The organism is Burkholderia aenigmatica (genome assembly GCF_048627025.1).
In the GTDB taxonomy this organism is placed as follows: domain Bacteria; phylum Pseudomonadota; class Gammaproteobacteria; order Burkholderiales; family Burkholderiaceae; genus Burkholderia; species Burkholderia aenigmatica.
Map to the genome: position 1 here is coordinate 2,715,124 of NZ_CP184469.1, position 25,251 is coordinate 2,740,374.

22 protein-coding genes are annotated in these 25,251 nt (G+C 65.2%); 6 read left to right on the forward strand and 16 right to left on the reverse strand.

Annotation, left to right across the window (positions count from 1 at the left end):
• Positions 1 to 3: 3 nt before the first annotated feature.
• Positions 4 to 969 carry an ABC transporter permease gene (locus tag ACN8ZM_RS29220; RefSeq protein WP_043178788.1) on the reverse strand — a complete coding sequence of 322 codons (966 nt, stop codon included), beginning with the start codon at positions 967 to 969 and terminating at the stop codon, positions 4 to 6.
• 70 nt (positions 970 to 1,039) lie between these two features.
• The gene (locus ACN8ZM_RS29225; protein ID WP_011356435.1) at positions 1,040 to 2,077 is read right to left on the reverse strand and encodes an ABC transporter substrate-binding protein; all 1,038 of its coding nucleotides are present in this window, start codon (positions 2,075 to 2,077) and stop codon (positions 1,040 to 1,042) included.
• A 569-nt stretch (positions 2,078 to 2,646) separates the two neighbouring features.
• Between ACN8ZM_RS29225 and ACN8ZM_RS29230 the strand changes: the two genes are divergently transcribed.
• The 4 genes from ACN8ZM_RS29230 to ACN8ZM_RS29245 all read left to right on the forward strand — a co-directional run bounded on the left by ACN8ZM_RS29230 (position 2,647) and on the right by ACN8ZM_RS29245 (position 7,575).
• Positions 2,647 to 3,798 carry a porin gene (locus ACN8ZM_RS29230; RefSeq protein ID WP_043178791.1) on the forward strand — a complete coding sequence of 384 codons (1,152 nt, stop codon included), beginning with the start codon at positions 2,647 to 2,649 and terminating at the stop codon, positions 3,796 to 3,798.
• A gap of 504 nt (positions 3,799 to 4,302) precedes the next feature.
• Positions 4,303 to 5,292, forward strand: coding sequence for an RDD family protein (locus ACN8ZM_RS29235; protein ID WP_420211491.1), 990 nt, complete (start codon positions 4,303 to 4,305; stop codon positions 5,290 to 5,292).
• Between the two features lie 328 nt (positions 5,293 to 5,620).
• Complete coding sequence (gene blaOXA, locus ACN8ZM_RS29240) at positions 5,621 to 6,430, forward strand: OXA-1043 family class D beta-lactamase (RefSeq protein WP_420211492.1); 810 nt, start codon at positions 5,621 to 5,623, stop codon at positions 6,428 to 6,430.
• The gene (locus ACN8ZM_RS29245; RefSeq protein ID WP_420211493.1) at positions 6,427 to 7,575 is read left to right on the forward strand and encodes an acyltransferase family protein; all 1,149 of its coding nucleotides are present in this window, start codon (positions 6,427 to 6,429) and stop codon (positions 7,573 to 7,575) included. The genes blaOXA and ACN8ZM_RS29245 overlap by 4 nt, the downstream gene beginning before the upstream one ends.
• Positions 7,576 to 7,701: 126 nt before the next feature.
• Here ACN8ZM_RS29245 and ACN8ZM_RS29250 read toward each other — a convergent pair whose 3' ends face one another.
• From ACN8ZM_RS29250 to ACN8ZM_RS29270, 5 genes are all read right to left on the reverse strand, one after another.
• Positions 7,702 to 8,454, reverse strand: a complete 753-nt coding sequence (locus ACN8ZM_RS29250) for a hypothetical protein (RefSeq protein ID WP_420211494.1) — start codon at positions 8,452 to 8,454, stop codon at positions 7,702 to 7,704.
• A gap of 33 nt (positions 8,455 to 8,487) precedes the next feature.
• Complete coding sequence (locus ACN8ZM_RS29255; protein ID WP_043178797.1) at positions 8,488 to 9,879, reverse strand: alkaline phosphatase; 1,392 nt, start codon at positions 9,877 to 9,879, stop codon at positions 8,488 to 8,490.
• Positions 9,880 to 9,911: 32 nt separating this feature from the next.
• Positions 9,912 to 11,348: an alkaline phosphatase gene (locus ACN8ZM_RS29260; RefSeq protein WP_420211495.1), complete on the reverse strand. Its 1,437-nt coding sequence runs from the start codon at positions 11,346 to 11,348 to the stop codon at positions 9,912 to 9,914.
• A 153-nt stretch (positions 11,349 to 11,501) separates the two neighbouring features.
• Positions 11,502 to 12,092, reverse strand: coding sequence for a class I SAM-dependent methyltransferase (locus ACN8ZM_RS29265; RefSeq protein WP_420211496.1), 591 nt, complete (start codon positions 12,090 to 12,092; stop codon positions 11,502 to 11,504).
• Positions 12,093 to 12,319: 227 nt separating this feature from the next.
• Positions 12,320 to 13,303 (reverse strand): aldo/keto reductase, encoded by a 984-nt coding sequence (locus tag ACN8ZM_RS29270; protein ID WP_420211497.1) that lies wholly within the window; start codon positions 13,301 to 13,303, stop codon positions 12,320 to 12,322.
• 119 nt (positions 13,304 to 13,422) lie between these two features.
• Here ACN8ZM_RS29270 and ACN8ZM_RS29275 point away from each other — a divergent pair, with 119 nt between their 5' ends.
• Positions 13,423 to 14,340, forward strand: coding sequence for a LysR family transcriptional regulator (locus ACN8ZM_RS29275; protein ID WP_420211498.1), 918 nt, complete (start codon positions 13,423 to 13,425; stop codon positions 14,338 to 14,340).
• Between the two features lie 78 nt (positions 14,341 to 14,418).
• On the opposite strand, the gene ACN8ZM_RS29280 is transcribed toward ACN8ZM_RS29275, so the two are convergent.
• The 3 genes from ACN8ZM_RS29280 to ACN8ZM_RS29290 all read right to left on the reverse strand — a co-directional run bounded on the left by ACN8ZM_RS29280 (position 14,419) and on the right by ACN8ZM_RS29290 (position 17,426).
• Positions 14,419 to 14,859 (reverse strand): GNAT family N-acetyltransferase, encoded by a 441-nt coding sequence (locus ACN8ZM_RS29280; protein WP_420211499.1) that lies wholly within the window; start codon positions 14,857 to 14,859, stop codon positions 14,419 to 14,421.
• Between the two features lie 101 nt (positions 14,860 to 14,960).
• On the reverse strand, positions 14,961 to 16,682 hold the full coding sequence (poxB, locus tag ACN8ZM_RS29285; RefSeq protein WP_420211500.1) for a ubiquinone-dependent pyruvate dehydrogenase: 1,722 nt from the start codon (positions 16,680 to 16,682) through the stop codon (positions 14,961 to 14,963).
• Between the two features lie 243 nt (positions 16,683 to 16,925).
• Positions 16,926 to 17,426: an Lrp/AsnC family transcriptional regulator gene (locus ACN8ZM_RS29290; protein ID WP_420211501.1), complete on the reverse strand. Its 501-nt coding sequence runs from the start codon at positions 17,424 to 17,426 to the stop codon at positions 16,926 to 16,928.
• 189 nt (positions 17,427 to 17,615) lie between these two features.
• On the opposite strand from ACN8ZM_RS29290, the gene ACN8ZM_RS29295 reads away from it, so the two are divergent.
• Positions 17,616 to 18,632: a 1-aminocyclopropane-1-carboxylate deaminase gene (locus ACN8ZM_RS29295; RefSeq protein WP_043178806.1), complete on the forward strand. Its 1,017-nt coding sequence runs from the start codon at positions 17,616 to 17,618 to the stop codon at positions 18,630 to 18,632.
• A 125-nt stretch (positions 18,633 to 18,757) separates the two neighbouring features.
• Here the strand turns inward: ACN8ZM_RS29295 and ACN8ZM_RS29300 are convergent, their stop codons facing one another.
• The 6 genes from ACN8ZM_RS29300 to ACN8ZM_RS29325 are packed head-to-tail and all read right to left on the reverse strand — an operon-like array spanning position 18,758 to position 25,241.
• On the reverse strand, positions 18,758 to 19,522 hold the full coding sequence (locus tag ACN8ZM_RS29300; protein ID WP_420211502.1) for a WecB/TagA/CpsF family glycosyltransferase: 765 nt from the start codon (positions 19,520 to 19,522) through the stop codon (positions 18,758 to 18,760).
• Between the two features lie 8 nt (positions 19,523 to 19,530).
• On the reverse strand, positions 19,531 to 20,730 hold the full coding sequence (locus ACN8ZM_RS29305) for an aspartate-semialdehyde dehydrogenase (RefSeq protein ID WP_420211503.1): 1,200 nt from the start codon (positions 20,728 to 20,730) through the stop codon (positions 19,531 to 19,533).
• Complete coding sequence (locus tag ACN8ZM_RS29310) at positions 20,727 to 21,539, reverse strand: heparin lyase I family protein (RefSeq protein ID WP_420211504.1); 813 nt, start codon at positions 21,537 to 21,539, stop codon at positions 20,727 to 20,729. Before ACN8ZM_RS29310 ends, ACN8ZM_RS29305 begins: the two co-directional genes overlap by 4 nt.
• A complete protein-coding gene (locus ACN8ZM_RS29315) occupies positions 21,532 to 22,662 on the reverse strand; it encodes a glycosyltransferase family 4 protein (protein WP_420211505.1) in 1,131 nt (376 codons plus the stop codon). Before ACN8ZM_RS29315 ends, ACN8ZM_RS29310 begins: the two co-directional genes overlap by 8 nt.
• Positions 22,652 to 23,968 carry a hypothetical protein gene (locus ACN8ZM_RS29320; RefSeq protein ID WP_420211506.1) on the reverse strand — a complete coding sequence of 439 codons (1,317 nt, stop codon included), beginning with the start codon at positions 23,966 to 23,968 and terminating at the stop codon, positions 22,652 to 22,654. Before ACN8ZM_RS29320 ends, ACN8ZM_RS29315 begins: the two co-directional genes overlap by 11 nt.
• On the reverse strand, positions 23,961 to 25,241 hold the full coding sequence (locus ACN8ZM_RS29325; RefSeq protein WP_420211507.1) for a hypothetical protein: 1,281 nt from the start codon (positions 25,239 to 25,241) through the stop codon (positions 23,961 to 23,963). Before ACN8ZM_RS29325 ends, ACN8ZM_RS29320 begins: the two co-directional genes overlap by 8 nt.
• Positions 25,242 to 25,251 lie beyond the last annotated feature (10 nt).

The following is a 25,251-nucleotide window of genomic DNA, read 5'->3' on the forward strand; positions in this document are numbered from 1 at the left end:
TTCCTATGCACGCGACGACTGCGTCGCCTGATTCGAATCGACGCCCGCCGACTGCGCCTTGCGCGGCAGCCGGTACGGCACGCGCGATGCACCCTTCTGCCGGCGCTGCTGCGCGAGCCGCCGCCGGGCGCGCCGCTCCTGGCCGAAGCCCTGACTGATCCGGTCGATCACGATCGCGAGAATCACGATCGCGAGGCCGGCCTGCGTGCCCTTGCCGACGTCGAGCGTCTGGATGCCCGCGAGCACGTCCTCGCCGAGCCCGCGCGAGCCGATCATCGACGCGATCACGACCATCGACAGCGCCATCATCGTCGTCTGGTTGATGCCGGCCATGATGCTCGGCCGCGCGAGCGGCAACTGCACGTTGACCAGCAGTTGCCAGCGCGTCGTGCCGAACGCGCGCGCCGCTTCCGTCACGTCCGGATCGACCTGGCGAATGCCGAGATCGGTCAGGCGGATCAGCGGCGGCAGCGCATAGATGATCGTCGCGAGGATCGCGGGCACCTTGCCGAGCCCGAACAGCATCAGCACCGGGATCAGGTACACGAAGCTCGGCAGCGTCTGCATCACGTCGAGCACCGGCAGCAGCATCCGGCGCAGCCAGGCGCTGCGCGACGCGAGGATGCCGACCGGCACGCCGATCGCGACCGACAGCACCGTCGAGACGAGCATCAGCGCGAGCGTCTGCATCAGCTTGTCCCACAGCCCGAAGCAGCCGATCGCGTAGAGCAGCAGCATGAAGAGCACGCCGAGGCCGAGGCGGCGCGTCGCATTCCACGCGATCGCACCGACGACCAGCAGCACGAGCCACGGCGGCGCCACGCGCAGCGCGCCTTCGAGCGGCACGAGCAGGTAGCGCAGCACCAGTACGCTGAAGTGATGGAAGCCGTCGCCGTATTGCGCGACGAACGTCTCGAGCGCGCTGTTGACCCAGTCGGCGATCGACAGGTGCAGAAAGAAGCCGTTCATGTTGGTTCTCCGTCGCGCCGCGAAGGCGCGTGACGGCGGCGGCGGGCGCGGGCCCGCCGCCGCGCGCAGGTTACGCGCCCTTCAGGCTGCCAGCGATCTTCTGCGCGACGTCGGCCGGCACCCACTGCTTCCACATGTCCTGGCGGGTCTTCAGGAACTGCGTGGCCATCGCCGCGCCGTCGATCTTCTTCGTCGTCATCTCGAGGATCGTCTGGTTCAGGAAGTCCATCGGGAAACGCACCTTGCCGAAGACGCCGACGAGATCGGGATTCGCATCGGCGAACGGCTTCGACACGCCGACCGTCAGCCGCGACACCATGTACGACGACGCGCACTGGTGCGTGCTGCTCTCGTCACGCAACGTCTTCCAGCATGCTTCGTTATAGGCCGGCATCTTCAGCGCGGTGAACTTGTATTTCGCCATCAGCGCGGCCGGGCCCCAGTAATAGAACACGATCGGCGCGCCGCGCTGGTACGCGGACGCGATCGCCGCGTCGAGCGCCGCACCGGTGCCCGGGTGGAAGTTCGTATACGACTGGTCGAGCTTCAGCACGCGCAGCAGACGCGTGTTCACGCGCTCGCAGTCCCAGCCCGTCGGGCAGTTCAGGAAGCGACCCTTGTCCGGTTCCTCCTCGTCGGCGAACACCTGCTTGTACTTCGGCAGATCGTCGACCGACACGAGCCCCGGCGCGACCGGCTTGATGTTGCGCGCCGGATCGCCCTTCACCACGTAGTCGGGCACGAACCAGCCTTCCGTCGTGCCGCCCGGCAGCGTATCGCCGATCAGCTTCACGGCGCCCGACGAGACGGCCTTCGCGGTGATCTCGCTGCGGCCCGTCCACTGCTCGGCCCAGATCTGCAGGTCGTTGCGCGCGAGCGCCGTTTCGGTCGCAGCCGTGCTGCCCGGCACGACGTCCGTCTTGCAGCCGTAGCCCTTCTCCATGATCTGACGCAGCACCTCGGTCGCGAACGACCCGCTCTCCCACGTGATGCCCGCGAAATGGACCGTCTTGCCGTCGGCGCACGCGCCGCCGGCCGCGTGGGCCGCGGGCGCGGACAGGATCGCCGCGGCGGCGAGAAGGACCGTTTTCAGTCGTCGAATCTGCATGGTGGGTCGTCTCCAAATCGAATCTGTTGTTTGTGCGTCGCGGCATGCGCGGCGACCGGCGCATCGTGAATCCCGCCACGTCCGGTCAGCCTGCATGTTTCAGCCGCCAATATGTTTAGGGAAACGAGTAATTCCGATCATTGCAATCGGCAGCGCCAATCGATCTCCGGACACCCCTGCAAGCCCGCCGGACGGGCTTCTCAGCCTGTTCCACCCGCCCACTCACGGCGCTGCGCGGGTGGTATCGCGCACTCGTTTGACCGTTGCGCGAGCGGCCCTGAACCGTGGTGCAACGCACCCTGTTTCGACTGTCGAAACGGCCTGTCGCGACCCCATTGGCGAACCCGATTGCAATCATCGAAATTACTCGCTTTCGGTTCCTTTTCGGCTTGGGAAGAATGCGCGGAGTCATCGGAGGAGACACGACCCGACGCTGCCGGTTGCCGCGCCGCCGCGCCTTGCGCGATCCGGCGCCGCGCGCTGCGCCGGGTCGCCCCGGATGACGGGGCGCGCCTCGCCGGACGCGCTCACGACAATCGATACAAGCTGGATATCCCGGAGATCTCTCAATGAAAAAGACCCTGACGGCGCTCGCCGTAACGGCAACCTTCGCAGCCCCTGTGTTCGCGCAAAGCAGCGTCACGCTGTACGGCGTGATCGACGAAGGCCTGAACTACACGAACAACGTCGGCACCGGACACGTCTACGAGATGGCGAGCGGCTACGCGCAGGGCAGCCGCTGGGGCCTGAAGGGCAGCGAGGATCTGGGCGGCGGCATGAAGGCGATCTTCCAGCTCGAAAACGGCTTCGACGTGAACACCGGCCGGCTCAACCAGGGCGGCCGCATGTTCGGCCGCCAGGCGTACGTCGGCCTGAGCCAGACGCAGTACGGCACGCTGACGTTCGGCCGCCAGTACGACTCCGTAGTCGACTATCTCGCGCCGACCACGGCCAACGGCAACTGGGGCGGCTACCTGCTCGCTCACCCGTTCGACAACGACAACACCGACAACTCGTTCCGCCTCGACAACACGGTGAAGTACGCGAGCCCGAACTTCGGCGGCTTCCAGTTCGGCGGCGCATACAGCTTCAGCAACAGCACGAACTTCTCGGACAACCGCGCGTACAGCTTCGGCGCGCAGTACCAGAACAACGGCCTGCTGATCGGCGCCGCGTACCTGCAGGCGAACCGCCCGGGCGACGGCTCGGCCGGCGCGATCACCGCGAACGACGCGAGCTACATCGCCGAGCGCATGCGCGTGTTCGGCGCGGGCATCAACTACACGTTCGGGCCCGCGACGGTCGGCTTCGCGTACACGAACTCGAACTACAAGAACCCGACCGGCAACGGCTACCTCGGCAACCCGGGCGCGATCATCGCACCGGGCGCGACGGTCAGCGCGATCAAGTACCAGAACTTCGAGCTGAACGGTTCGTACCAGATCACGCCGGCGTTCATGGTCGGCGCGCAATACGTGCTGTCGCTCGAGAAGTACGACGCATCGACCGGCAATGCGAAGCCGAAGATCCATTCGGCCGGGCTGATGGCCGACTACAACCTGTCGAAGCGCACCGACGTGTACGTGCAGGCCGCTTACCAGCACATCGCCGGCGACAAGACGAACTCGATCCTCGACAACGCGTTCATCCCCGGTACCGACGCGCCGTCGTCGACGTCGAACCAGGTGGCCGTGCGCCTCGCGCTGCGCCACAAGTTCTGACGCAACCCGGTTCTCCGTTCTTCACGCGACACCCGCGCCGGTCGGCCCGAGGTGTCTTTGCCCGCCCGCAGGCGCCAGCCTGCCGGCGGGTTTTTTCATGGGTCCTCGCCGCATTGCGGCGCGCGTGCGCGTCAGCGGCTACCGCGTCGAACCGGGCACACGCGTTCGACGGCCTCACGAAAATCCCCGACAATCGTTGCCAGCCTTTCATGCCCGCTGGGGCCCGTCTCGATCCCTCGCCCGGCCGATACGCGCGCAGCGCGTGCGCTGCCCGTCCGGCAGCGCACGCCTCGCCGCGTTCGGGTCGAGCGTCGACCAGTCGCAGCCGGCATGAAGCCCGTTCGCGCTTGCGCACTGCTCACAATAGTTTGCAATTTTGCGGCAAGCCGGTCGATATGATCTGCCTGTCACGATCGGATCGATGTCGGCATAGGCAATCCTGCGGCCACGCGCCGCAAAGAGCCCAAACGGCTCGACGAACATAACGCATCGGGGGCGACGGCAATGGAGCGCAATGAAGACCAACAATCACACGGCGCCGCCGGCTTCTGGCGACGCACCGCCGCCTTTTCGATCGATTCGATCCTGCTCGGACTGATCGGGCTGGCAATCGCAATCCCGTTCTTCGATGCCCTTTCGACGATTGGCGAATGGGGAAGACTGATCGGCTTCCTGATCGGCTCCCTTTACTTTGGCCTGCTCGAGGGTGGAAACCGGCACCAGTCGCTCGGCAAGCGGGTGATGAAGATCCGTGTTGCCGATAGCGCCGCCCCTGACGGGTCCGGTCCCGGGTACGTTCGCGCCTGGGCACGGTACGCGCTGATCGCCGTTCCGCTGATACTCGGCGGCATCGGCTTTATCGACCTGCCCGCGCTTCACGATCCGGACATGGAATGGCTCGCCACCGCGAACGGCGCGGTCGTGTTCTTCTGGTGCCTGGCATTGCTGTATCTGTTCGTTTTCAACCGGCCGAGCCGCCAGTCCGTACATGATCTGCTCACCGCCAGCCGGGTCGTGCACGTCGCGGCCCCCGTCGAGAATGCCGCTCCGGTCGGCCGGAAGCACTGGGCGATCCTGGCCGTCCTTGGCCTGCTGATGTTCGCCGGCAGTCGTTTTGCGGAAACGCGGTTGATCGATGACGATCGCATGGCCGATATCCGTCAGATCCAGCGTGCAACGTCCACCGTTCCGGGCGTGATCCAGAGCGGCGTCTGGATCGGCACCATGCGGGTGGGCGGCCCGGCGGGCCAGACGCAGAAGGCGATCGCCACCATCACCGTGCTCGCGAGCACGCCGACCCTGCTGAACAAGGCCGGGGCGACCGCTGTCGCGCACGCAGCGCTTTCCGCATCGCCTTGGCTGCGAAATCAGGCTCTCGTCAACGTGATGAGCGTCCGCTCGGTCAATCTTGGCATTGCGACGTGGCGAAGCCAGTTCTTCATGGGTCGCTCGCCTGCCGAATGGGCTGCGGCAGCCGGCACCGAGTCGACGTGACGAAGCAGGAATGAGCGACATCGGCATCGACCTGCCGCGCAGGTCGGCCCGAGGTGTCTTTGCCCGCCCGCAAGCGCCAGCCTGCCGGCGGGCTTTTTCATGGGCGCGGCCGTGCGTGGCCGGTCGATGCGGCCGAAACCGGTAAAGGCCGTGCAATTGCCCCGTCAACCGTGACAGGTCAACGGACGGCCATCCGTCGATACACTGTGAGCCTCCGCAACGGACGCCATCCACCCGATCCTCGATGCCGGCCGTCGCCTTCATTGCGCACGGCCTGCCGCCTTCCGCCCGCACCGCGCGCAAGTCGCACATCCCCGAGGAGTGTCACTTGAAACACTGGCGTCGCGCGCTGTTCACCTTCGCCGCCGGCCTGCTGGCCGCTGCCTCTTCCCATGCCCGTCCGATCTGCACCGTCGTCGCCGACGCCGCCACCGGGCAGGTGCTCGTGCAGCAAGGCGACTGCGCGGCGCGCGTGACGCCGGCATCGACGTTCAAGGTGGCGATCAGCCTGATGGGCTTCGATGCGGGCGTGTTGAAAGACGAGCACACACCGACGCTCGATTTCCACACCAGCTACCCCGACTGGGGCGGCGCACCGTGGCGCGAGCCGACCGATCCGGCACGCTGGATGAAGCTGTCGATCTTCTGGTACTCGCAGCAGGTCACGCAGGCGCTCGGGCAGGCGCGCTTCCAGCAGTACACGAACGCATTCGGCTACGGCAACGCGGACGCGACGAGTCAGGCGGGCGAACTGAACGGCGTCATGGGTGCATGGGTCAACGCGTCGCTGCGCATCTCGCCGCTCGAGCAGGTCGGCTTCATGCGCAAGATCGCGAACCGCACGCTGCCCGTCAGCGCGCACGCGTACGACATGACCGAGCGCATCACGTTGATCGACACGCAGCCCGACGGCTGGATCGTGCACGGCAAGACGGGCACCGGGTCGCCGGGGCGCAAGTACGATGCGTCGCACGCGTATGGCTGGTTCGTCGGCTGGGCGGCCAAGGGGCCGCGCACGCTCGTGTTCGCGTATCTGATCCAGGACGACAAGCGGCAGACGCCGAACGCCGGCCTGCGCGCACGCGATACGTTCCTGGCGACGCTGCCCGCCCTCGCCGAAACGGGCAGGCCGCAATGAGCGCGGGCCCGCGCAACGCGCGGATCGACCTGCTGCGCGGCGTGTCGATCGTGCTGGTCCTCCTGCATCACTTCAACATCCCCTACTCGCTGCGCGACACGTCGCTCGCACGCCTGGTCGGCTGGGATGCGGTGCATGCGGTGCATGCGGTGGCGCGCAACGGCAACTATGGCGTGACGATGTTCTTCGTGATCTCCGGCTACCTGATCACGTCGAATGCGCGGCGCCGCTGGGGCCACCTCGGCGCGGTCGACGTACGCGCGTTCTACGTGTCGCGCGTCGCGCGCATCGTCCCGTGCCTGCTCCTGCTGCTCGCACTCGTCAACGGCCTCGCGGCGGCCGGCGTGCCGATCTTCCAGAACCATGCGCCGGAGGGCATCGCGGTGTCGTTCTGGCTCGTGAATCTCGCGTCGCTGACGTTCTGGATGAACGTGCTGATCGGTGCCTACGGGTGGGTCAACTACGCGCTCGGCGTGCTGTGGTCGCTGTCGGTCGAAGAGGTGTTCTACCTGTCGTTCCCGCTGCTGTGCGTCGCGTTGCGCCGCGATGCGCGGCTGGTCGCGTTCTGGGTGGTCATCGCCGCGATCGGGCCCGTGTACCGCTTCACGCACGCCGGCGACGAAGGCGGGTTCCTCTATGCGTACTTCGCGTCGTTCGACGGGATCGCGATAGGCTGCTGTACCGCGCTGCTGGCCGAACGCGCAAACTGGCAGCGGCTGGCCGCGCCGCTCGTGCAGTGGCCCGTCGCGGCGGCGATGGCCGTGCTCTATCTGGCCTGGCCGATCGCGGCCAGCCACGTCGCCGGCGTCACCGCGATGGCGCTCGGCACGGCCGTGCTGCTGATCGGCGCGCACGTCAACGGCGAACGCGTGCCGGGCCGCCTGCTCGCGCCGTTGTGCCGGGCCGGCAAGCTGAGCTACGAGCTGTACCTGTTCCACCTGATCGTGCTCGGCGGATTGCGCACGTTCTGGCCGCCGTCGGCCACGCATGGCGACACGAAGCTGCTGTTGCTGATGGCGTATCTGGCGTTGTCGGTGGCGCTGAGCGCGGCGATCGGGCGCGGCTATGCGACACCGCTCGACCGCTTCATCAAGCGGGTCGCGTCGCGGCCTTCGGCGCGCGTGCCGGACGGCGCGCGCTTCTAGTCCGCATCGGCGATCGCTGCGGCGCCACGAGAAGAAAGAAAAAGTCGGCCAGGGCCCGGCCGTATCGCTTGACGATACCGGCCGGCCTGACCGCAAGCCCCGCGTACAGAGGGTCGAAATCGTCGATCAGTCGAGATAATCCGCGTATTCCTTGCGCGTATAGCGGGCGAGCGTCTGCCACGGCAACGTCTCGCGCCGCGCGGCCGGCGTCGGCGTGAGCGTCAGCTTGCGCACGACGCGGCCGTCGGCGCTCCGGTACTCGACCGACAGCGGCGCCTGCCACTTCTCACTCCACAGGATCCGGTTCACGCCGCGCGCGCCGGGCGTGTCGACCGCCTGCTCGTACCAGCGGGTGCCGGGCGCGTCGCCGCGCTTCGCCACCGCGAGCCGCTTCAACTGCGACGGCGGCGTGACGTAGTACGCGTTGTCCCACGAGCCGTCGAAGCCCGTGGTTTCGTACTCGGCCGGCGGCACGCTGACGACCGTCCGGTTCGCCGCGTCCACATACTCGATGCGCGTCGTCTTGCCGTCATTCGTCACGTGCCGCGCGGCCGCCTGGAAGTTGAAGTGCTTGTGGCCGGCGTGGGCGGCGGCCGGCTGCACGCCGGCACGCGGCGGCGTCTCGCGTGCCCCGCCCGCGTCGTGGTCATGGTCGTGATCGTCGCCGTGACCGCCTGCCGCCGCGACGGGCAGCACGCGTTCGACCCACACGTGCCCGTCGCGCCGCACCATCCGTTCGCGATACAGCGTCGTGCGCGTCACGCCGTCGGCCGACACCGTGCGGCTCTCGTGCAGCAGCACGGCATCGAAATCGGCCGCTGCAAGGGCCGGTAGCGCAACCCACCCGCAAGCGAGTGCGCAGAGAAGCTGACGTTTCATCGGGCGTTCCCGTTCCTCATGCAGTCAACGGATTCAGAAACCAAACGCCGAGCGCACGAGACCGAACACCTTCGTGTTGTCGATCGTGCCCTTGAACGCCTTCGCGTCTGCGCCGTCGGCGAACAGCATCACGTCGCCGCCGCCGTGCGTCTCCGAGCCCGCGCTGCCCATCCGCACGCCGACTTCCTGCAGATACGCTTCGTTCGTCGCCGTGGCCGAATCGACCGACGCGCGCACGTTCGGCCGGTTCGCGCCGTTGCCGAACACCAGCGTCGTGTAGGTGTTGCCGTCGGCGTCCTTGCTCGGCTGGCCGTCACGATAGTTGCGGCTGATGTCGAGAATCGGGTTGCCGCGCTTCGAATAGCCGTTGATCGTCATCGTGTGGTCGTGGTCGGCCGTCACGACGATCAGCGTGTTCGACAGGTCGACCTTCGACAGCGCGACGCGGATCGCTTCGTCGAATGCCACCGTGTCTTCGAGCGCGCGCTTCGCGTTGGTGCCGTGCAGCGCGTGATCGATCCGGCCGCCCTCGACCATCAGGAAGTAGCCGTTCGAATTCTTCGACAGCACGTCGATCGCCTTCGACGTCATCTCGGCGAGGCTCGGCTGCGACGGCCCTTCGCCCTTGCCGGCCACGCGGTCGAGTTCGTATTCGAGATGGCTCGTCGAACTGAACAGGCCGATCAGCTTGCCGTTGCCGGCCTGCGCGAGCTGATCCCTGGTCGCGACGACGGTGTAGCCCTTCGCCTTCATCTCGTTGAGCAGGTTGCGCCCGTCCGCGCGCCCGCGCTTGTTGGCCACCGGATCGAACGGCGTCCAGTGGTTGCGGCCGCCGCCCATCAGCACGTCGACGCCGTCGCCGAGTGCCGCGTTGTAGCCCGCGCCGCCCGGCGCCGCCTGCGCGGCGATGTCGTACTGCGCATCGCGATGGCAGATGTGCGAATAGGTCGCGGCAGGCGTCGCGTGCGTGAGTTCGGTCGTCGTGATCGAGCCGACCGCCTTGCCGCGCGCCTTCGCCAGCTCCAGCAGCGTCGCGACCGGCTGGCCGTTGCCCGGCGCGCAGTTGTTGACGGTCTTGTTGCCGTTGGCGTCGTTGCCCGGCGCGACCGCGCGCGTGTCGGACGACATCGACAGCACTTCGTTGTTCATCTTCACGCCGGTCATGTACGCGGCCATCGACGGCGCGCTGTCGGTCGTCTGCGCGTCGTTCGAGAAGGTCTTGACGCGCGCGGTGCGGGCCAGCTTCTCCATCGTCAACTGCCCCGACTCACCGACCTTGTAGATCCGGCTCGCCGTCACGGTCGTCGGCCCCATGCCGTCGCCGAGAAAGAAAATCACGTTCTTCGCCTGGCCGGCGGCTTGCGCCGCGCCGCACGCGAAACCCGCGACGGCCAGCGCCGCCGCGATGCACTTGATGGTCGACATCCTGTATTCCCCTGTACCCGTATGGTCGGCGCTCACAGCTGCACCGCGTTGCGCACCAGCTCGAAGACCTTGTTGTTCTCGATCACGCCGTGGAACGCATCCGCGCCGCGGCCGATCGCACCGAGGAACACATCGGTGCCGCCGTGCGTCTCGTTGCCCTTGTCCATCCGCACGACCGCCTCCTGGCGATAGTCGTCGGCGCCGGTCACCGCATCGGTGAGCGCGGTGCCCGCGCGGCTGCCCTGCACGCGGTTCTCGCCGTTGCCGAAGCCGATGATCGTGTACGGCGCGCCGTCCGCGTCCTTCGCGACCGTCCCCGTCTGGTAGTTGCGCAGCACGCCCAGCACGCCGGGCTTGCCTGCCTCGGTCTTGCCGGTGCGCGCCGCATAGCCGTTCAGCACCAGCGTGTGGTCGTGGTCTGCGGTGACGACGATCAGCGTGTTCTTCAGGTCGGGATCGGTCTTGCGCACCTTGTCGATCGTGGCCTTGATCGCGTTGTCGAACGCCACCGTGTCCTGCAGCGCGCGCTTCGCGTTGGTGTCGTGCAGCGCGTGGTCGATCCGGCCGCCCTCGACCATCAGGAAATAGCCGTTCGGGTTCTGCTGAAGCACGTCGAGCGCGCGCGTCGCCATGTCGCTGAGGCTCGGCTCCTTGGTCGCGCCGCGGTCGAGGTCGTAGCTCATGTGGCTCGACGAGAACAGGCCGACCAGCTTGCCGCTCTTCGTCGCATCGGCGGCCAGCAGGTCGTCGCGGTTCTGCGCGAACGCATAGCCCTTCGCCTTCAGCTCGTTGACCAGGTTGCGGCCGTCGGTGCGCTTGCCGCCGCCGTCCTTCGGCACGAAGAACTGCGTGCCGCCGCCGAGCACGACGTCGACGCCGTTGCCCAGCGCGCCGTTGTAGCCCGCGCCGCCCGGCACGAGCTGCGCGGCGATGTCGTTCTCGGCGTCGCGATGGCACACGTGCGCGTACGTCGCGGCCGGCGTCGCATGCGTGACGCGCGTGGTCGTCACGACACCGGTGGCCAGCCCCTGCGCCTTCGCGATCTCGAGCAGCGTCGTCGCCGATTTGCCGTTGTTCGCGCCGCAGTTGCCGGTGAGGCTCGCGGTCGGCTCGATCGCCTTCGTGTCGGGCGACATCGAGATCACTTCGTTGTTGGTCTTGACGCCGGTCATGTATGCCGACATCGACGGCGCGCTGTCCGTCACCTGCGCATCGTTGGAGTAGGTCTTCACGAACGCGGATTCGGGCAGCGTGTCGATCGTCAGCGCGCCGTCTTCACCGACCGCATAGATGCGCGCGGCCGTCAGCGTCGTGATCCCCATGCCGTCGCCGAGGAAGAAGATCACGTTGCGCGCGGCCAGCGGCGTCGTGGGGCCGGGCGCCGTGCTGGTCGGGTCGTCGTCGCTGCCGCATCCGGCCAGTGCAAAGGCGCCCGCACACAGCAGCGCCGCCAGTTTGATTCGATTCATGTTGCCCGGTCCCCCGCCATTGATGCTTTCGAAATGAAAGGCGATGGTAGGAACCTGATGTGACGGCAATATGAATGCTAATTGGAAGGATTCGAAGGATTTATGAAAGGACACGGCGAGGCGCCACGGTCGGGCGCCCCGCATGCGGCGGCATCATTCCGCGTGTTCGGCTGTGACGTTGCGCACGGTCACGATGCGCGCAGGCGGAATGTTTGCCCAGACGATCCGGCTGCCACTGGCAACAAATGCCGAATCGCCCAGCGGATGACGGCCGGGCGGCCGCAGGTCGTACGTGAACTGAATCATCACACCATCGGCCGACAGCACGCGATGGCACTGATCGATGATCGCTGCCACGTCCTGACGCGGCAGCGTGCGCAGCGGCAGGCACGACACGATCGCGTCGACGCGCGCATCGGGCGGCAGCAGCCGGCTGAGCTGCCGCGCGTCGCCCGACACGATCGAGATGCCTGGAAAGCGTCGCCGCAGATGCTGGACGAACGCCGGCGAACGCTCGACCACGACGAGGCGCCGTGGCGCGACGCCGCGCTCGAGCAAGGCCGCGGTGATCGCGCCGGTGCCGCCGCCGAGCTCGACGACCAGCCCGTCGCCGTCCGGCACCGCGTCGGCCATCTCGCGCGCCAGCTGTCGCGAACTCGGGCACAACGCGCCCACCGAGGCCGGACGGCCGACCCACTCGCGCACGAACAGTGCCGAGACACGCCACGCGTTCGGCCACATCATGGGCGGCCCTCGAACGGTTGCGCTGTCGGCCGCGACGTGCCGATGGCTTCGTTGAACAGGGCTACGGCGACACGGGGTTTTGGCATGCGCATCCTCCTGGACGAATCGGTCCGTCGCAGGAAGAGCGACGTTCAAATCGATTCTAGGAAACGCAAACTTAAGGCGACGTGAAGATTGTCCCTGATTCCGCTGATCAATTCGTGCCCGATCGTCCGGCGCGTGCCCGATCAGCGATCGATACGCTGCTGGAAGTGCGCGGGATAGCGTTCGCCGACGATCCTGATCTGCTGCAGCGCGGTTTCGATCGCGGCGAGATCGTCGGCCGTCAGCACGACGGCGGCCGCGCCCACGTTCTCGTCGAGCCGGTGCAGCTTCGTCGTGCCCGGGATCGGCACGATCCACGGCTGGCGGGCCAGCAGCCAGGCCAGCGCGATCTGCGCGCGCGTCGCGCCCTTGTCGGTCGCGATCCGGCCGAGCAGGTCGACGAGGCCCGCGTTCGCCTTGCGGTTCTCCTCCGAGAAGCGCGGCACGACATTGCGGAAATCGTTCTCCGCGAACGTCGTGTTCGCATCGATCGCGCCGGTCAGGAAACCTTTACCGAGCGGGCTGAACGGCACGAAACCGATCCCGAGTTCCTCGAGCGTCGGCAGGATCCGCGCCTCCGGCTCGCGCCACCACAGCGAATACTCGCTTTGCAGCGCGGCGACCGGCTGCACCGCGTGCGCGCGGCGAATCGTCTGCTCACCGGCTTCCGACAGCCCGAAGTGTGCGACCTTGCCTTCGCGGATCAGGTCCTTGACCGTGCCGGCCACGTCCTCGATCGGCACGTTCGGATCGACGCGATGCTGGTAGAACAGGTCGATGCGATCGACCTTCAGCCGCTTCAACGCCGCATCGGCCACGTCGCGAATATGCGACGGCCGGCTGTCGACGCCCTTCATCGGCTGGCCGTCCTCGAAACCGAACTTGGTGGCGATCACGACCTGGTCGCGAAACGGCGCGACCGCCTCGCCGACCAGTTCCTCGTTGACGAACGGGCCATACGCTTCCGCCGTGTCGAAGAACGTCACGCCGCGCTCGAACGCGGCGCGGATCAGTGCGATGCCGCTCGCCTTGTCGGTGGCGGGGCCGTAGCCGTAACTCAATCCCATGCAGCCGAGCCCGATTGACGAGACTTCGAGGCCGCTCTTACCCAGCATGCGCTTTTGCATGACGTTCTCCTGCTGAAGATGAAAAGGATCGACGGGATGCCGAGGAACCCAGTGTAGGTTGATGGATACCGCTCAACAATCGGCGTACTCTTTCATGCGTTACTGAGGAAAATTCATAAATGGTCCGCACCGGCATCGGCGAACTGACGACCTTCATCACGATCGCGGAGCAGCGCAGCTTCAGCGGCGCGGCACGCATCCTGGGCGTGTCGCCGTCGGCGCTGAGCCATGCGGTGCGCCACCTCGAGGCGCGGCTCGGCGTGCGCCTTTTCAACCGTACGACGCGTTCCGTCGCGCTGACGGAGGCCGGCGAGCAGTTGCTGCTGCGCGTGCGGCCCGCGGTGGCCGATCTCGAAGATGCGTTGAACGACGCGGCCACCGCCCGCAACCGCCCGTCCGGCCAGATCCGGATCAGCGCGTCGGAAGCGGCGGCGCGCCCGCTGATCCGGCATGTGCTGCCCGCGTTCGTCGCCCGCTATCCGGACATCCACGTCGAGTTCGTCACCGATTCGCGGCTGATCGACATCGTCGAGCACGGCTTCGACGCCGGCATCCGGGTGCACGAAGACGTGCCACGCGACATGATCGCCGTGAAATTCGGCGACACGATCCGCTTCATCGCGGTGGCGTCGCCCGACTACCTGTCGCGGCACACGCCGCCGGCGCGTCCGCAGGATCTCGTGCAGCACCGGTGCATCCGCTACCGGTTCGAGAGCGGCGCCCTCTATCGATGGGATCTGATCCGCAAGGGCAAGCGCGTCAGCGTGGATGTCGACGGGCCGATGACGCTCGGCAACCAGGGGCTGATGATCGAGGCCGCGCTGGCCGGTATCGGCATCGCGTGGGTGACGGCGTCGCGCGTGGCCGATCACGTCACCGCCGGGCGGCTCGTGCAGGTCTTGCCGGAATGGAGCCAGGATTTCGGCGCGCTGTGCCTCTACTATCCGGCGAACCGGCATCCGCCGGCGGCGCTGCGGCTGTTCGTCGAGGCCGTGCGCGAGTGGGTGGCTGCCGGGCGCGAAGCGGTGCCGGCCTGAGCGCGGCACGCTCACACGCACCGGAACATCCTCACAGCCGATTCCGTGCCGCGCGGCACACGGCACCTGCCCGCACGCTTAACGCGTGGCGCGCATCAGGATATTCGCGAGCGGTAAGCCCTCATCGTCCTCGTCACGCCGCGACACTTCCTCGAAGCCGAGCCGCGCGTAAAACGCATGGGCATCGCGATTGTCGGCGTACACCTCGAGATCGAGCGTGCCCTTGAGCGCGAGCGCATGCTCGACCAGTGCGCGGCCGATCCCGTGGCCCTGCATCGCCGGCGCGACGAACAAGCCGCCGATCGACGCGTCGAGCAGGCCGATGAAGCCGACCGGTTCGCCGGCCCGGCACGCGACCCAGGTTTCCGCCTTGGGTAGATAAACCTGTTCGATCAGCGTGCGCTGCTCGCGCAGCCGCGCCTCGCCGAGAAACGAATGCGCAAGCAGCGATGCGTCGAACCAGATGGCCGACAGCGTGTGCAGGTCGGATGCCTCGTAGGCGCGAATCTCGATTGCCATGTTTTCGTGTTGTTCAATGCGTCCTGCGGGGACGATCGCACCCCGCTGCGTTCGTCGAGACGGTACGCCGCGCGCGCTGCGCGAAGCAGCGCGGCGCCGTTTCACCGCAGATTGGTTCTGGCCAGCTCGACGATCTCGTCGCCGCGCCCGCTGAGGATCGCGCGCAGCATGAACAGGCTGAAGCCCTTCGCATGCGCGAGTTCGATCTTCGGCGGCATTGCGAGCTCGTACTTCGACGTGACGACGTCGACCACCGCCGGCCCGTCGTGCGCGAACGCCATGCGCAGCGCCTCTTCGACGTTCTCCGAATGCTCGACGCGCACGCTGAAGATACCCGCGCCCTTCGCGATCGCCGCGAAGTCGGTCGGGCTCAGGTCGACGTTCGTGTCGAGATAGCCCGCCGCCTTCAGCTCCATCGACACGAAGCCGAGCAGGCTGTTGTTGTACACGACGATCTTGATCGGCAGCTTGAGCTGCCGCGCGGTGAGCAGATCGCCGAGCAGCATCGACAGCCCGCCGTCGCCGGACAGCGACACCACCTGCCGCCCCGGATGCGCGCCCTGCGCGCCGAGCGCTTGCGGCATCGCGTTCGCCATCGAGCCGTGATTGAACGAGCCGTGCAGTTGCCGCTTGCCGTTCATCGTCAGGTAGCGCGCGGCCCACAGCGTCGGCGTGCCGACGTCGGCCGTGAAGATCGCGTCTTCCGCCGCGACTTCATCGACGATCTTCGTCAGATACTGCGGATGGATCGCGCGGCCCGGCGGCTCGGCCACCGCGAGATCGTCGAGCCCCTTGCGCGCCGCCGCGTAGTGCTTCAGCGCGTTCTCGAGGAAACGCCGCTGCGTCTTGCGCGTGAGGCGCGGCAGCAGCGCCGCGATCGTTTCCTTCACGGTGCCGACGAGGCCGAGCGCGAGCGGCGCGCGATGGCCGAGCTGCGAGCCCTTCCAGTCGATCTGCGCGACCTTCGCGTTCGACGGATAGAACGGCCGGTACGGGAAATCCGTGCCGAGCATCAGCAGCGTGTCGCACGATTCCATCGCGTGATAGCCCGAGCTAAAGCCGATCAGCCCCGTCATCCCGACATCGAACGGATTGTCCCATTCGACGAACTGCTTGCCGCGCAGCGCATGCACCACCGGCGCGCCGAGCGTGTCGGCCAGCGCGACCACCTCGTCGTGCGCGCCTCGCGTGCCGCTGCCGCACAACAGCGTGACCGCGTCCGACGCGTTGAGCAGCGCCGCGAGCCGGTCGAGATCGGCGTCGGCCGGCAGGATCGACGGCGGCGCCGATTCGCTCCATGCCGGCAGTTCTTCGGGGCCGTCGCCGAGCGCGATGTCACCCGGCAGCACGATCACCGCGACGCCGCGCTCGTCGATCGCGGTGCGCATCGCGCGCGCGAGCACGCGCGGGAACTGCGACGCGTTCGTCACGAGCTCCGCGAAGTGGCTGCACTCGCGGAACAGCTCCTGCGGATGGGTTTCCTGGAAATAGCCGAGGCCGATCTCGGTCGACGGAATGTGCGCGGCGATCGCGAGCACCGGCTGGTGATTGCGGTGGCAGTCGTACAGCCCGTTGATCAGGTGCAGGTTGCCGGGGCCGCAGCTGCCCGCGCACACGGCGAGCCGCCCGGTCGACGCGGCATCCGCACCGGCCGCGAACGCGGCGCTTTCCTCGTGACGCGTGTGCATCCAGCGGATCGAGCCGATCTGGCTCAGGCTGAACGACAGGCCGTTCAGGCTGTCGCCCGTCACGCCCCAGATGCGCTCGACACCCGCTGCCGCCAGCGTCTTCGCCAGGTACTCCGCCATCGTCTGTCTTGCCATGATGTCCTCGCTCGTTGATGGGTCGTCACATGCATGAACCGGCTCCGGCGGCCTGCTCGCGCCGCCGACGGGACGAGCATACGCGATCGGTTCGCGCCGCGTCGTGAAGGTGCGACGCGCGTGCGCACGATTCGTTCAGTGCCTGTCGGCTGCGTCGGAAGACTGTCGCGGTTTCGTCGGCAAACGAACGGGTTGGCGGGTTGCCCGGCACCGGTCCGATGTGCATTCACCGAACACGCGTGCTTACAGCGGCAGCGCATGCGTCGACAGGATCTCCTTGAGCACCATGAACGAACGCACCTGCCGCACGCCCGGCAGGTACAGCAGCTGTTCCGCGTGCAGCCGGTTGAAACTCTCGTTGTCGCGCGTGCGCACGAGCATGAAGTAGTCGAATTCGCCGGTCACGACGTGGCACTCGACGCATCCCGACACTTTCTGCGCGGCCTGCTCGAACGCCGCGAACGCTTCGGGCGTCGAGCGATCGAGCACGAAGCCGATCACGACCAGCATGCCGGCACCGAGCGGCTTCGGGTCGAGCAACGCGACGATCCCGCGGATCAGCCCCATTTCCTTCAGCCGCTCGACGCGCCGCAGGCACGCCGGCGCGCTCAGCTTCACCTTCGCCGCGAGGCTCACGTTGGAGATCGACGCATCCTGCTGCAGTTGCCGCAGGATCGCGCGGTCGATGCGATCGAGCGCCGGTGGGGCGTCGGCCAGCGCGGCGCCGCTTCGTTCTAATTTCATTGCGTCAATCTCCGTTTCAGCGCATTCAAATTGTTTTGAATGCGTTATCTCCTTCGATAACGTAGGCCGCGAAGCTTTATTTCGCAAGCTCATTTCTCGCCGTCCTCCCTATCATTTTTCCATCGGGATGCCGCCGCCGGCCGCGCCCCGGACGCAGCAGCCACTTTCACCGCCCTCCGGAGCTCGCCGATGAACCTGCAACGTTTTCCCCGTTATCCGCTCACGTTCGGCCCGACGCCGATCCAGCCGCTCAAGCGCCTGAGCGAGCACCTCGGCGGCAAGGTCGAGCTGTATGCGAAGCGCGAGGACTGCAACAGCGGCCTCGCGTTCGGCGGCAACAAGACGCGCAAGCTCGAATACCTCGTCCCCGACGCGCTCGCGCAGGGCGCGGATACGCTCGTGTCGATCGGTGGCGTGCAGTCGAACCAGACGCGGCAGGTCGCGGCCGTCGCCGCACACCTCGGGATGAAATGCGTGCTCGTTCAGGAGCATTGGGTCAACTACGACGATCCGGTATACGACCGCGTCGGCAACATCCAGCTGTCGCGCATGATGGGCGCGGACGTGCGGCTCGTGTCGGACGGCTTCGACATCGGCATTCGACGCAGCTGGGAAGAAGCGATGGAAAGCGTGCGACAGGCGGGCGGCAAGCCTTATCCGATTCCGGCCGGTTGTTCCGAGCATCCGCTCGGCGGGCTCGGCTTCGTCGGGTTCGCGGAAGAAGTGCGGGCGCAGGAGGCGCAACTCGGGTTCAAGTTCGATTACGTCGTGGTCTGCTCGGTGACGGGCAGCACGCAGGCGGGGATGGTCGTCGGCTTCGCAGCCGACGGGCGCGCCGACCGCGTGATCGGGATCGACGCGTCGGCGACGCCCGAGCGCACGCATGAGCAGATCACGCGCATTGCGCGGCACACGGCCGAGCTCGTGGATCTGGGCCGCCCGATCACCGCAGCGGACGTGGTGCTCGACACCCGCTACGCCGGCCCCGAATACGGGCTGCCGAACGACGGCACGCTCGAAGCGATTCGCCTGTGCGCGCGACTCGAAGGCATGCTGACCGATCCGGTCTATGAAGGGAAATCGATGCACGGGATGATCGACAAGGTACGGCTCGGGGAATTCGAACCGGGGTCGAAGGTGCTGTATGCGCATCTCGGCGGGGTGCCGGCGTTGAGTGCGTATAGCGGGATTTTCAGGGAGGGTTGAAGACGCCCCCGAGGCCGATACATTCCGGCTCATCCGCCGCCAAGGCATCTGATCTCCAGGCTCGATCGGTAACGGCGTGTCTCCGCAGATGCGCCGCTCCGTCGATCGGTTCGGTTGGAACGGATCTATCGGCTATTGACAGCGTTCTTGCGCCGAAACATCCGGGACACATATGCGCCGGTCAACATCACCAGGAATCGGCTGTTGGTCGACAGGTAGCGCTTCCACATCCGTCCCGGTTCCTGGATCACTCGGTACGCCCATTCCAGCCCGCTTCGCTGCATCCACTGCGGCGCACGCTTCACCTTCCCCGCCACGACATCGAACGTCCCGCCTACACCCATTACGAAATCGACGCCGAGAACCGCTTTCCATTGGTTGATGAAATTTTCCTTCCGTGGAGAGGTAATCGCGACGAAAAGCAACCGGGCACCCGATTCACGAATGCGCTCGACTACCGCCCGCTCGTCATCCCAGAAATACCCGTGATGAACGCCGGCGATCCGCAGTTGCGGGTACTTCTCCGCCACCACGACCGACGCCTGCTGAACCACCGGATTCGTGGCACCAAGCATGAAGATCGGCCACCCCTCTTCCTGCGCCATCCCGAGCAAAGTATCGAACAGGTCGACACCGGCAACACGCTCAGGGACCGGAAAGCCGAGCACTCGCGCACCCCAAACCACACCCATGCCGTCAATGTTGATGATGTCGCATGCGCGAACGGAAGCGGCCAGTTCTCGATCGGTTTGCATATTGACGATCTTGGCGACGTTGACGACGACGTGTTGCGTAAACTGCCGATGTGCGATACGGCTGCGGATCGCATCCACGGTCTCGGATACGGTGGCAACGTCCATCGGGCATCCGAAGAGTTCGATTTTTTTCATACCGGATTTCATTCAGAAACTGGAGCTTCGGGTTTGAAACGACCTGACTGACTGTTTGCAAGTATTTCGATTGAATAAAAAGCCCATGCCTGCGTCCATCTCAGGTAGTCGACCCGATTAAGGAATCGTGCGGTTCTCTGATACGCAAACCGCCGCTCCTCAGGCAGATACAGCGTCTGCATCGCCCGCTCATACACGCGCTTCGCCAACATCCGATCGTCTTCCGTGCCTGAAACCGTCAGGAGCGTGATCAACGCCTGCGCGACCGAGTGCATGTCGATCGGCCAAACATTCGTGTCGTAGTATTTGACGGTTCCATCGGCAAGAAAGAACGTATTCCGGTAGTACTCCAGCCCGCGGCCGATCGCATCGGAGAAGCAATGCGTATTCGCGGAGCGCTGAAGCAACCGCAGCGCCTCTAGGTTGTATCCGGTATGAAATCCGTCGACGAAACCATGATGGCTTCGCAGCCCGTAGGCCCAGGCGCCATCGTCACGCTGCATCGAAACACTGAGTTCCGCAGCATTCAGCGCGCGCTCGCGCATGGAGGCTGAACCGGTGCGACGGGCTGCCTCGGCGACGAACGCTGCCACCCACAGGCTGGCGTTATGCACGAACGCGGTCTCGCCTGGAATGTATGCGTAGTAACCGGCCCCCTCGTACGGCATGTAAAGCGAATCGAGGAAGTAACCGGCATCCACCGCCGCGTCGCTGAATCTCGCTTCACCGGTCGCTTCGCCAAGCGCATGGAGCGCGCGTGCCGCATAGCAGGTTGTGATCGCATTCGGCGTGCCGACCGGCACAAAGAATGCGCGCGCCGCCCAATCGAAGTGATATCCCCAAGCACTGTGTTGCCATCGTGCCCGATCGACGCGCTGGCCCAGCAACCAATCGCCAAGTTCGCACGCTTCTACGAGACTTTGCTCGTCTCCGATGCGCTTTTCGCGCTCCAGCAGGCCCAAAACCATCAGCGCGATGCCCTTTGGATTGCGCTTTCGCGGCACGCCGACGAGCCCGCGCAGATTGATCGGACTGCGCTTGTGAAACTGCAGCCACGCGATGCTCGCAAGCGGCACGCACGACAACCCGGCGTGGTGGAACAGGCGGCTGTTCAGACCGTCGAACGGATCGTATCCGGCGTAATCGTAGCGCTTGCAATGATCGAGCAATGCGTCGGCGACGGCAGCGGGGTCTCGATATTCTTTCACCGTCCCTCCTCTTTCATGCCGACCGACACCTCGCCAAAGTAAAGCGTGACGGAGTCGATATCCGACGGCGATTTCAACCAATCGGGCTTGTACACGCCGAATTTCACATACGCATACATGTCGCCTGGATAAGCATTCGGTCGGCCGCTGCCATCAAACACACTTACGCCGTCCTTCCACAAATGCGTCACGGCCTGACGGCCACTCGCATCAGGCACATACTGCAAGGCCCACTCGACCCACTTGCCCAGATCAGCACCGACACAGCACAGCCGTGCACCGAACCCGTGTGCTGTATCGACACCGCCGCGGACGGAAAATGCATACTCCTGGCCAAGCAGCGTCAACATGAACGGCGGCGATCCAGTCAGTCCGCTCTGATGGATCTGCGTGATGATTTCCATTTGCTCGCGATCAAACACAAAGTCGTTCGGCAAATAGGTTCGCCACTGGATCAAGTATTCCTGTCCCGGCGCCAGCACGATGTCACGCGGCAACAGGAACTCGGCTCGCGGCAACGTATTCACGAGACGCGTGAAGTTCTCGCCTCTACGCAACTGCACTCGAATCGCGTGCCGGCCCGCCACCACCGGGTCCCGTATCCAGACGATGTCCGAACGTTGCGCCTTCTGGAACTCCAGGTCCCCAATTCCGGCCTGCCAGTCATTCCAGTAAATCAGACGATAAGAAGTCGGGCGAATATCGGGCTCATGTCCGATTGCCGAACCGGTCAGAACGATCGATGCCAGACCGGCCAGCACCATGGCCCTGCGAGCACTCGTGTCGACGCTTTTCTCCCTATCAATCATGTCTTGCCATTCCCCGATAACAATCGACGTACTGCGCCATCACAACCTCGACGGCATAAAGACGACAGGCGCGATCCCGGCCAGCCGCGCCCATTCGCTTCCTGCGCCCCGCATCGCACAAGAGATCGCGGAGACTGTCCGCAAGTGCGCTGGCATCACCCGGATCGACAAGGCAGCCGGATACACCATCCTCAACCAGATCGCACAGACCGCCTACTCGGCTCGCCACGACGGGAACACCAAGAAACATCGCTTCGAGCGCCGCAATGCCGAATGCCTCGAACCGACTAGGCAGGCAAAAGACAGAGGCCCCACGGAGAAGCCAAGATTTGCCAGCCTCGTCGAGCCAGCCGCAAAAATGAACACGCTCGGCCACGCCAAGTTCAACGGCGCGGGCGTGCCATTGGCCGACATCTCCATCGCCGGCCAGTCGCAGATGGACATCGCACCCTTGCGTCACCAACAGAGCCAGCGCTTCGATCAACGTACCCACGCCCTTTTGCTGGGACAGCCGTCCTGCGAACGCGATATAGGGGTTTGATGCATCCGGCTCGTGATTCGACGTTCGCGTCGCATTGCGCTGCGCGGCGCCAGCCGAATTGGCGATCACCATGGCATCCTCTGCTCCCGCCCTGAATCGGTTCAGGATCGCAGCGCCAGATTCAGAAACACCGACCACCGCATCGGCATGTCCAACGAACCAACGAATCGATGCCCGCGTCAACCTGCCTGACTGCGACGCAAACCGCCCGAAGTTGCCGGAATGCAAATGGAACACCACCTGTTTTCGCATAAGCGTTGCAAGCAACGATAGCGCCCACTTGCGATAGAAGGAGCCGCGCTCGGACACGTGGAAATGGACAACATCGGTTGCACGAATGGCGATCGCAAAACGTGCGAGGTCGAGCCCCAAGAATCGCATGACGCTACCGATGTGTTGAAACCCCTGCGTTTCGAAGAATGCAAGGCGAATTCCGCATTCGGTGAAGCGCTCGCGTTGTTCAGCCAGTTCATCGAGAACCGAAGCGATGCCACCGCGCTGCCCGCGCCCAGGCCCGACGTGCAACACCGAGAGGCATGAGATAGCAGAGCCGCGCGAAGGGTTGCGTCCTTCAATGATCATATGTGTCCCTTTGCTCATGGGCATTGCGTATGTCACGCTGGATCATCACAGCAATCAATGCGAGATACGGAGCAATGACGGCCGATCCGAGCACGTGTCCGGCACTCGAAGCCATCGCGATCAGCACAATGAAAAAGAGGATGCCGAACCGCCGGCTTCGAGTTCGAGGGCCGCGACGGACGAATGCTCGAGTCAGCGCGAGGAAGTAGATGAAGAAAATCGGCAAACCGAACATCAGGATGAGGTCGGGTACGTCGATCTCGACCATGTATCTCACGACCGGGTATCCGCCCGTCAGCAACGAGACAAAGTCTTGCTGGCGAAGGTCGTCCCAAATGGCGGCGAATTTCAGATTACGTCCCGACAGCAGAAGCGTGACGAGCTTGTCGCCGCCGATCCGGCTTCCCTGACTAGAGAAATAACGCTGGCTGAGTTCGACTGCCTGGCTGACCTGCGGAATGAACAGATATGCCAGCACCGCCGATACCGCCAGTCCGCCGATTACGATTGCGGCATAGCGTGTGGCCTTGAACGCGTTGTGACGCGAATAGAAATAGGCACAAGTCGTACCCAGCACCCCGACCACCGCCCCTTTCGTGCCGGTCAACAGCGCAGCAATCAGCATGCAGCAAACCAGCGCTACGCTGCGTGAACTCCAGCCTCGCACCAGTGCATGCAGATAGCCGAACGCGATCGATACAACGACAAGCGCTGCGGCTTCGTTCTGCGCATAGATGATTCCCTTGTACCCGGATCGAATATGGGTCTGAGCCTGGTAGCTGCGGAACATCTCGATCGACAACGTCGCTCCAAGTACAATCGCTCCACCGTAGGCCAGCAACGATGCAAACACGACCGTTTCGATCTGTGCCAGACGTCTGTCGTCAAGTCGCGTCATCGCCGCGGGGTAGACGAAGAACGAGAAGATCTTGAGTACGTAAATGATCTGTTCGATCGCTTCACGAGGGGACATCGAACCCACTGCGTAGGCGATGAGCGTTACGCAGAGCGCCAGCGACGAGGCAATCGCCACGCGCATGTCGGAGACCCGCACGCGAAGGCCCCACAGCGTTGCCGTCAGCAACCCGGCGACGATCAGTCCACGTACAGCCAGTGATACCCGTGTGTCGCCACCCTGCACCGCCTCGCTGCTTTTCGCGTACACGGACAGGAAATCACCGACCGGCGACAGGATCAACCCGAGCCCCAGAATGACCCAGACCAAGGTCGCCGAGAATCGTACCGACTGCTCGCCAAACCGTTGCACGGGGGGCGTATTCGAACGCGAAGAGAAGGCGTCAATCATGCTGGCCTGCCATCAATGGTCGTCTTTTGCCCGGCTGCCCTGCATCGACTGATGCCGCATAGACTGCGCACACGCGTTCTGCGTGAATCACCACGATCCGGGTACGAATCAACGTCACCGATACGGAAGCCGCAAGCAGACAGAAGAGCCCACCCTCGCCGCCGATCGCAGCACTCGCGCCGAAGAGCGCAATAAATAGCAGCGAAGTCCCGATGTTGATCCGCGAAGTCGTCGCACTTTTCTCGAATGCCATCATCACATTGCTGCTGACGGCGCCGAGGACACCAGCGGCACATTGGAACGCCAACAGAACACCCGCCGCGAGCGCAAGGGTTTCATCCTCCCCATCCAACCCCGCCCGATACGTCAACCCCGCCACCATCACCAGGTTCACAGCGAGCACGATCAGATTCGACAGGTCAATATTGCGCCGCATCGTGCTCAGCGTCGTGTCGAGCGGCGCCTTGTCCTTCTTCCGCTTCACGAGATCGGGCAATTGCGCGATCGAAATCGCACGCGGCAGCAGGTTGCCGACCGCCGTCACCGACGAGAACAACGACAACATCCCCGCGAACGACGCACCGCACATCGCCTTCGCGGCCGGCACGATTACCAGCGCGATACCGCCGGACAGGAAATTGGTCAACCCGAACTGCAAGCCCTTCAAGTCGATTCGGATCGAAAACGTGCCGCGCGCCGGCGCGCCGATCGCGACGAACATCGCGACGGCCACCACGGCCAGCGAAAGTGCCAGGCACAGCGACGCGGCATAGCCGTGACGCTCGCCGACCCCGAGCATCGCGCACGATCCCGCGATCAGCAGGCAGTCGAACGCGATCGTGATCCGATAGCGACGATAGGACACGAAGAAATGCCGCGCGAGCTGATACACGGTCCAGCCCCACATCAGCGCGATCACGCCGGCGAGATCGAACGCGACGAGACCGGTCGCGGACACCAGCACGCACGCGAGCGTCGCCGCCACGGCAGTCCAAACCGCCATCGACACTAGCGAATAGAACACGCCGCGTGCCGCGTGCGACCCCTCGCTTGCCGGCACGCGCACCAGGATCAGCGTCGCCCAGCCAATCGCCGTGAAGAAGCCGATCATCTGCGCGATCGACATGTTGGACGCCGCATGCCCGAGCTCGTCCAGCGAATAGACCCGCTGGATGACCCAGAACGTCAGCACGCGATAAAGGCCGGGCGCCCCCGTACAGACGAGCGCCTCGATACGGCCCAGCAGCTTTCCGGCATCGACGTTCCGCCACATCGCTTTCACG

Excerpts from the sequence above, each read along its gene's own strand:
- ACN8ZM_RS29270 (WP_420211497.1), bottom strand. The coding sequence starts at position 13,303 with ATGCAAAAGCGCATGCTGGGTAAGAGCGGCCTCGAAGTCTCGTCAATC.
- ACN8ZM_RS29265 (WP_420211496.1), bottom strand. The coding sequence starts at position 12,092 with ATGATGTGGCCGAACGCGTGGCGTGTCTCGGCACTGTTCGTGCGCGAG.
- ACN8ZM_RS29295 (WP_043178806.1), top strand. The coding sequence starts at position 17,616 with ATGAACCTGCAACGTTTTCCCCGTTATCCGCTCACGTTCGGCCCGACG.
- ACN8ZM_RS29310 (WP_420211504.1), bottom strand. The coding sequence starts at position 21,539 with ATGATTGATAGGGAGAAAAGCGTCGACACGAGTGCTCGCAGGGCCATG.
- ACN8ZM_RS29275 (WP_420211498.1), top strand. The coding sequence starts at position 13,423 with ATGGTCCGCACCGGCATCGGCGAACTGACGACCTTCATCACGATCGCG.
- ACN8ZM_RS29260 (WP_420211495.1), bottom strand. The coding sequence starts at position 11,348 with ATGAATCGAATCAAACTGGCGGCGCTGCTGTGTGCGGGCGCCTTTGCA.
- ACN8ZM_RS29250 (WP_420211494.1), bottom strand. The coding sequence starts at position 8,454 with ATGAAACGTCAGCTTCTCTGCGCACTCGCTTGCGGGTGGGTTGCGCTA.
- ACN8ZM_RS29255 (WP_043178797.1), bottom strand. The coding sequence starts at position 9,879 with ATGTCGACCATCAAGTGCATCGCGGCGGCGCTGGCCGTCGCGGGTTTC.
- ACN8ZM_RS29320 (WP_420211506.1), bottom strand. The coding sequence starts at position 23,968 with ATGATTGACGCCTTCTCTTCGCGTTCGAATACGCCCCCCGTGCAACGG.
- ACN8ZM_RS29315 (WP_420211505.1), bottom strand. The coding sequence starts at position 22,662 with ATGATCATTGAAGGACGCAACCCTTCGCGCGGCTCTGCTATCTCATGC.
- ACN8ZM_RS29235 (WP_420211491.1), top strand. The coding sequence starts at position 4,303 with ATGGAGCGCAATGAAGACCAACAATCACACGGCGCCGCCGGCTTCTGG.
- ACN8ZM_RS29245 (WP_420211493.1), top strand. The coding sequence starts at position 6,427 with ATGAGCGCGGGCCCGCGCAACGCGCGGATCGACCTGCTGCGCGGCGTG.
- ACN8ZM_RS29280 (WP_420211499.1), bottom strand. The coding sequence starts at position 14,859 with ATGGCAATCGAGATTCGCGCCTACGAGGCATCCGACCTGCACACGCTG.
- poxB (WP_420211500.1), bottom strand. The coding sequence starts at position 16,682 with ATGGCAAGACAGACGATGGCGGAGTACCTGGCGAAGACGCTGGCGGCA.
- ACN8ZM_RS29300 (WP_420211502.1), bottom strand. The coding sequence starts at position 19,522 with ATGAAAAAAATCGAACTCTTCGGATGCCCGATGGACGTTGCCACCGTA.
- ACN8ZM_RS29225 (WP_011356435.1), bottom strand. The coding sequence starts at position 2,077 with ATGCAGATTCGACGACTGAAAACGGTCCTTCTCGCCGCCGCGGCGATC.
- ACN8ZM_RS29290 (WP_420211501.1), bottom strand. The coding sequence starts at position 17,426 with ATGAAATTAGAACGAAGCGGCGCCGCGCTGGCCGACGCCCCACCGGCG.
- ACN8ZM_RS29325 (WP_420211507.1), bottom strand. The coding sequence starts at position 25,241 with ATGTGGCGGAACGTCGATGCCGGAAAGCTGCTGGGCCGTATCGAGGCG.
- ACN8ZM_RS29230 (WP_043178791.1), top strand. The coding sequence starts at position 2,647 with ATGAAAAAGACCCTGACGGCGCTCGCCGTAACGGCAACCTTCGCAGCC.
- ACN8ZM_RS29220 (WP_043178788.1), bottom strand. The coding sequence starts at position 969 with ATGAACGGCTTCTTTCTGCACCTGTCGATCGCCGACTGGGTCAACAGC.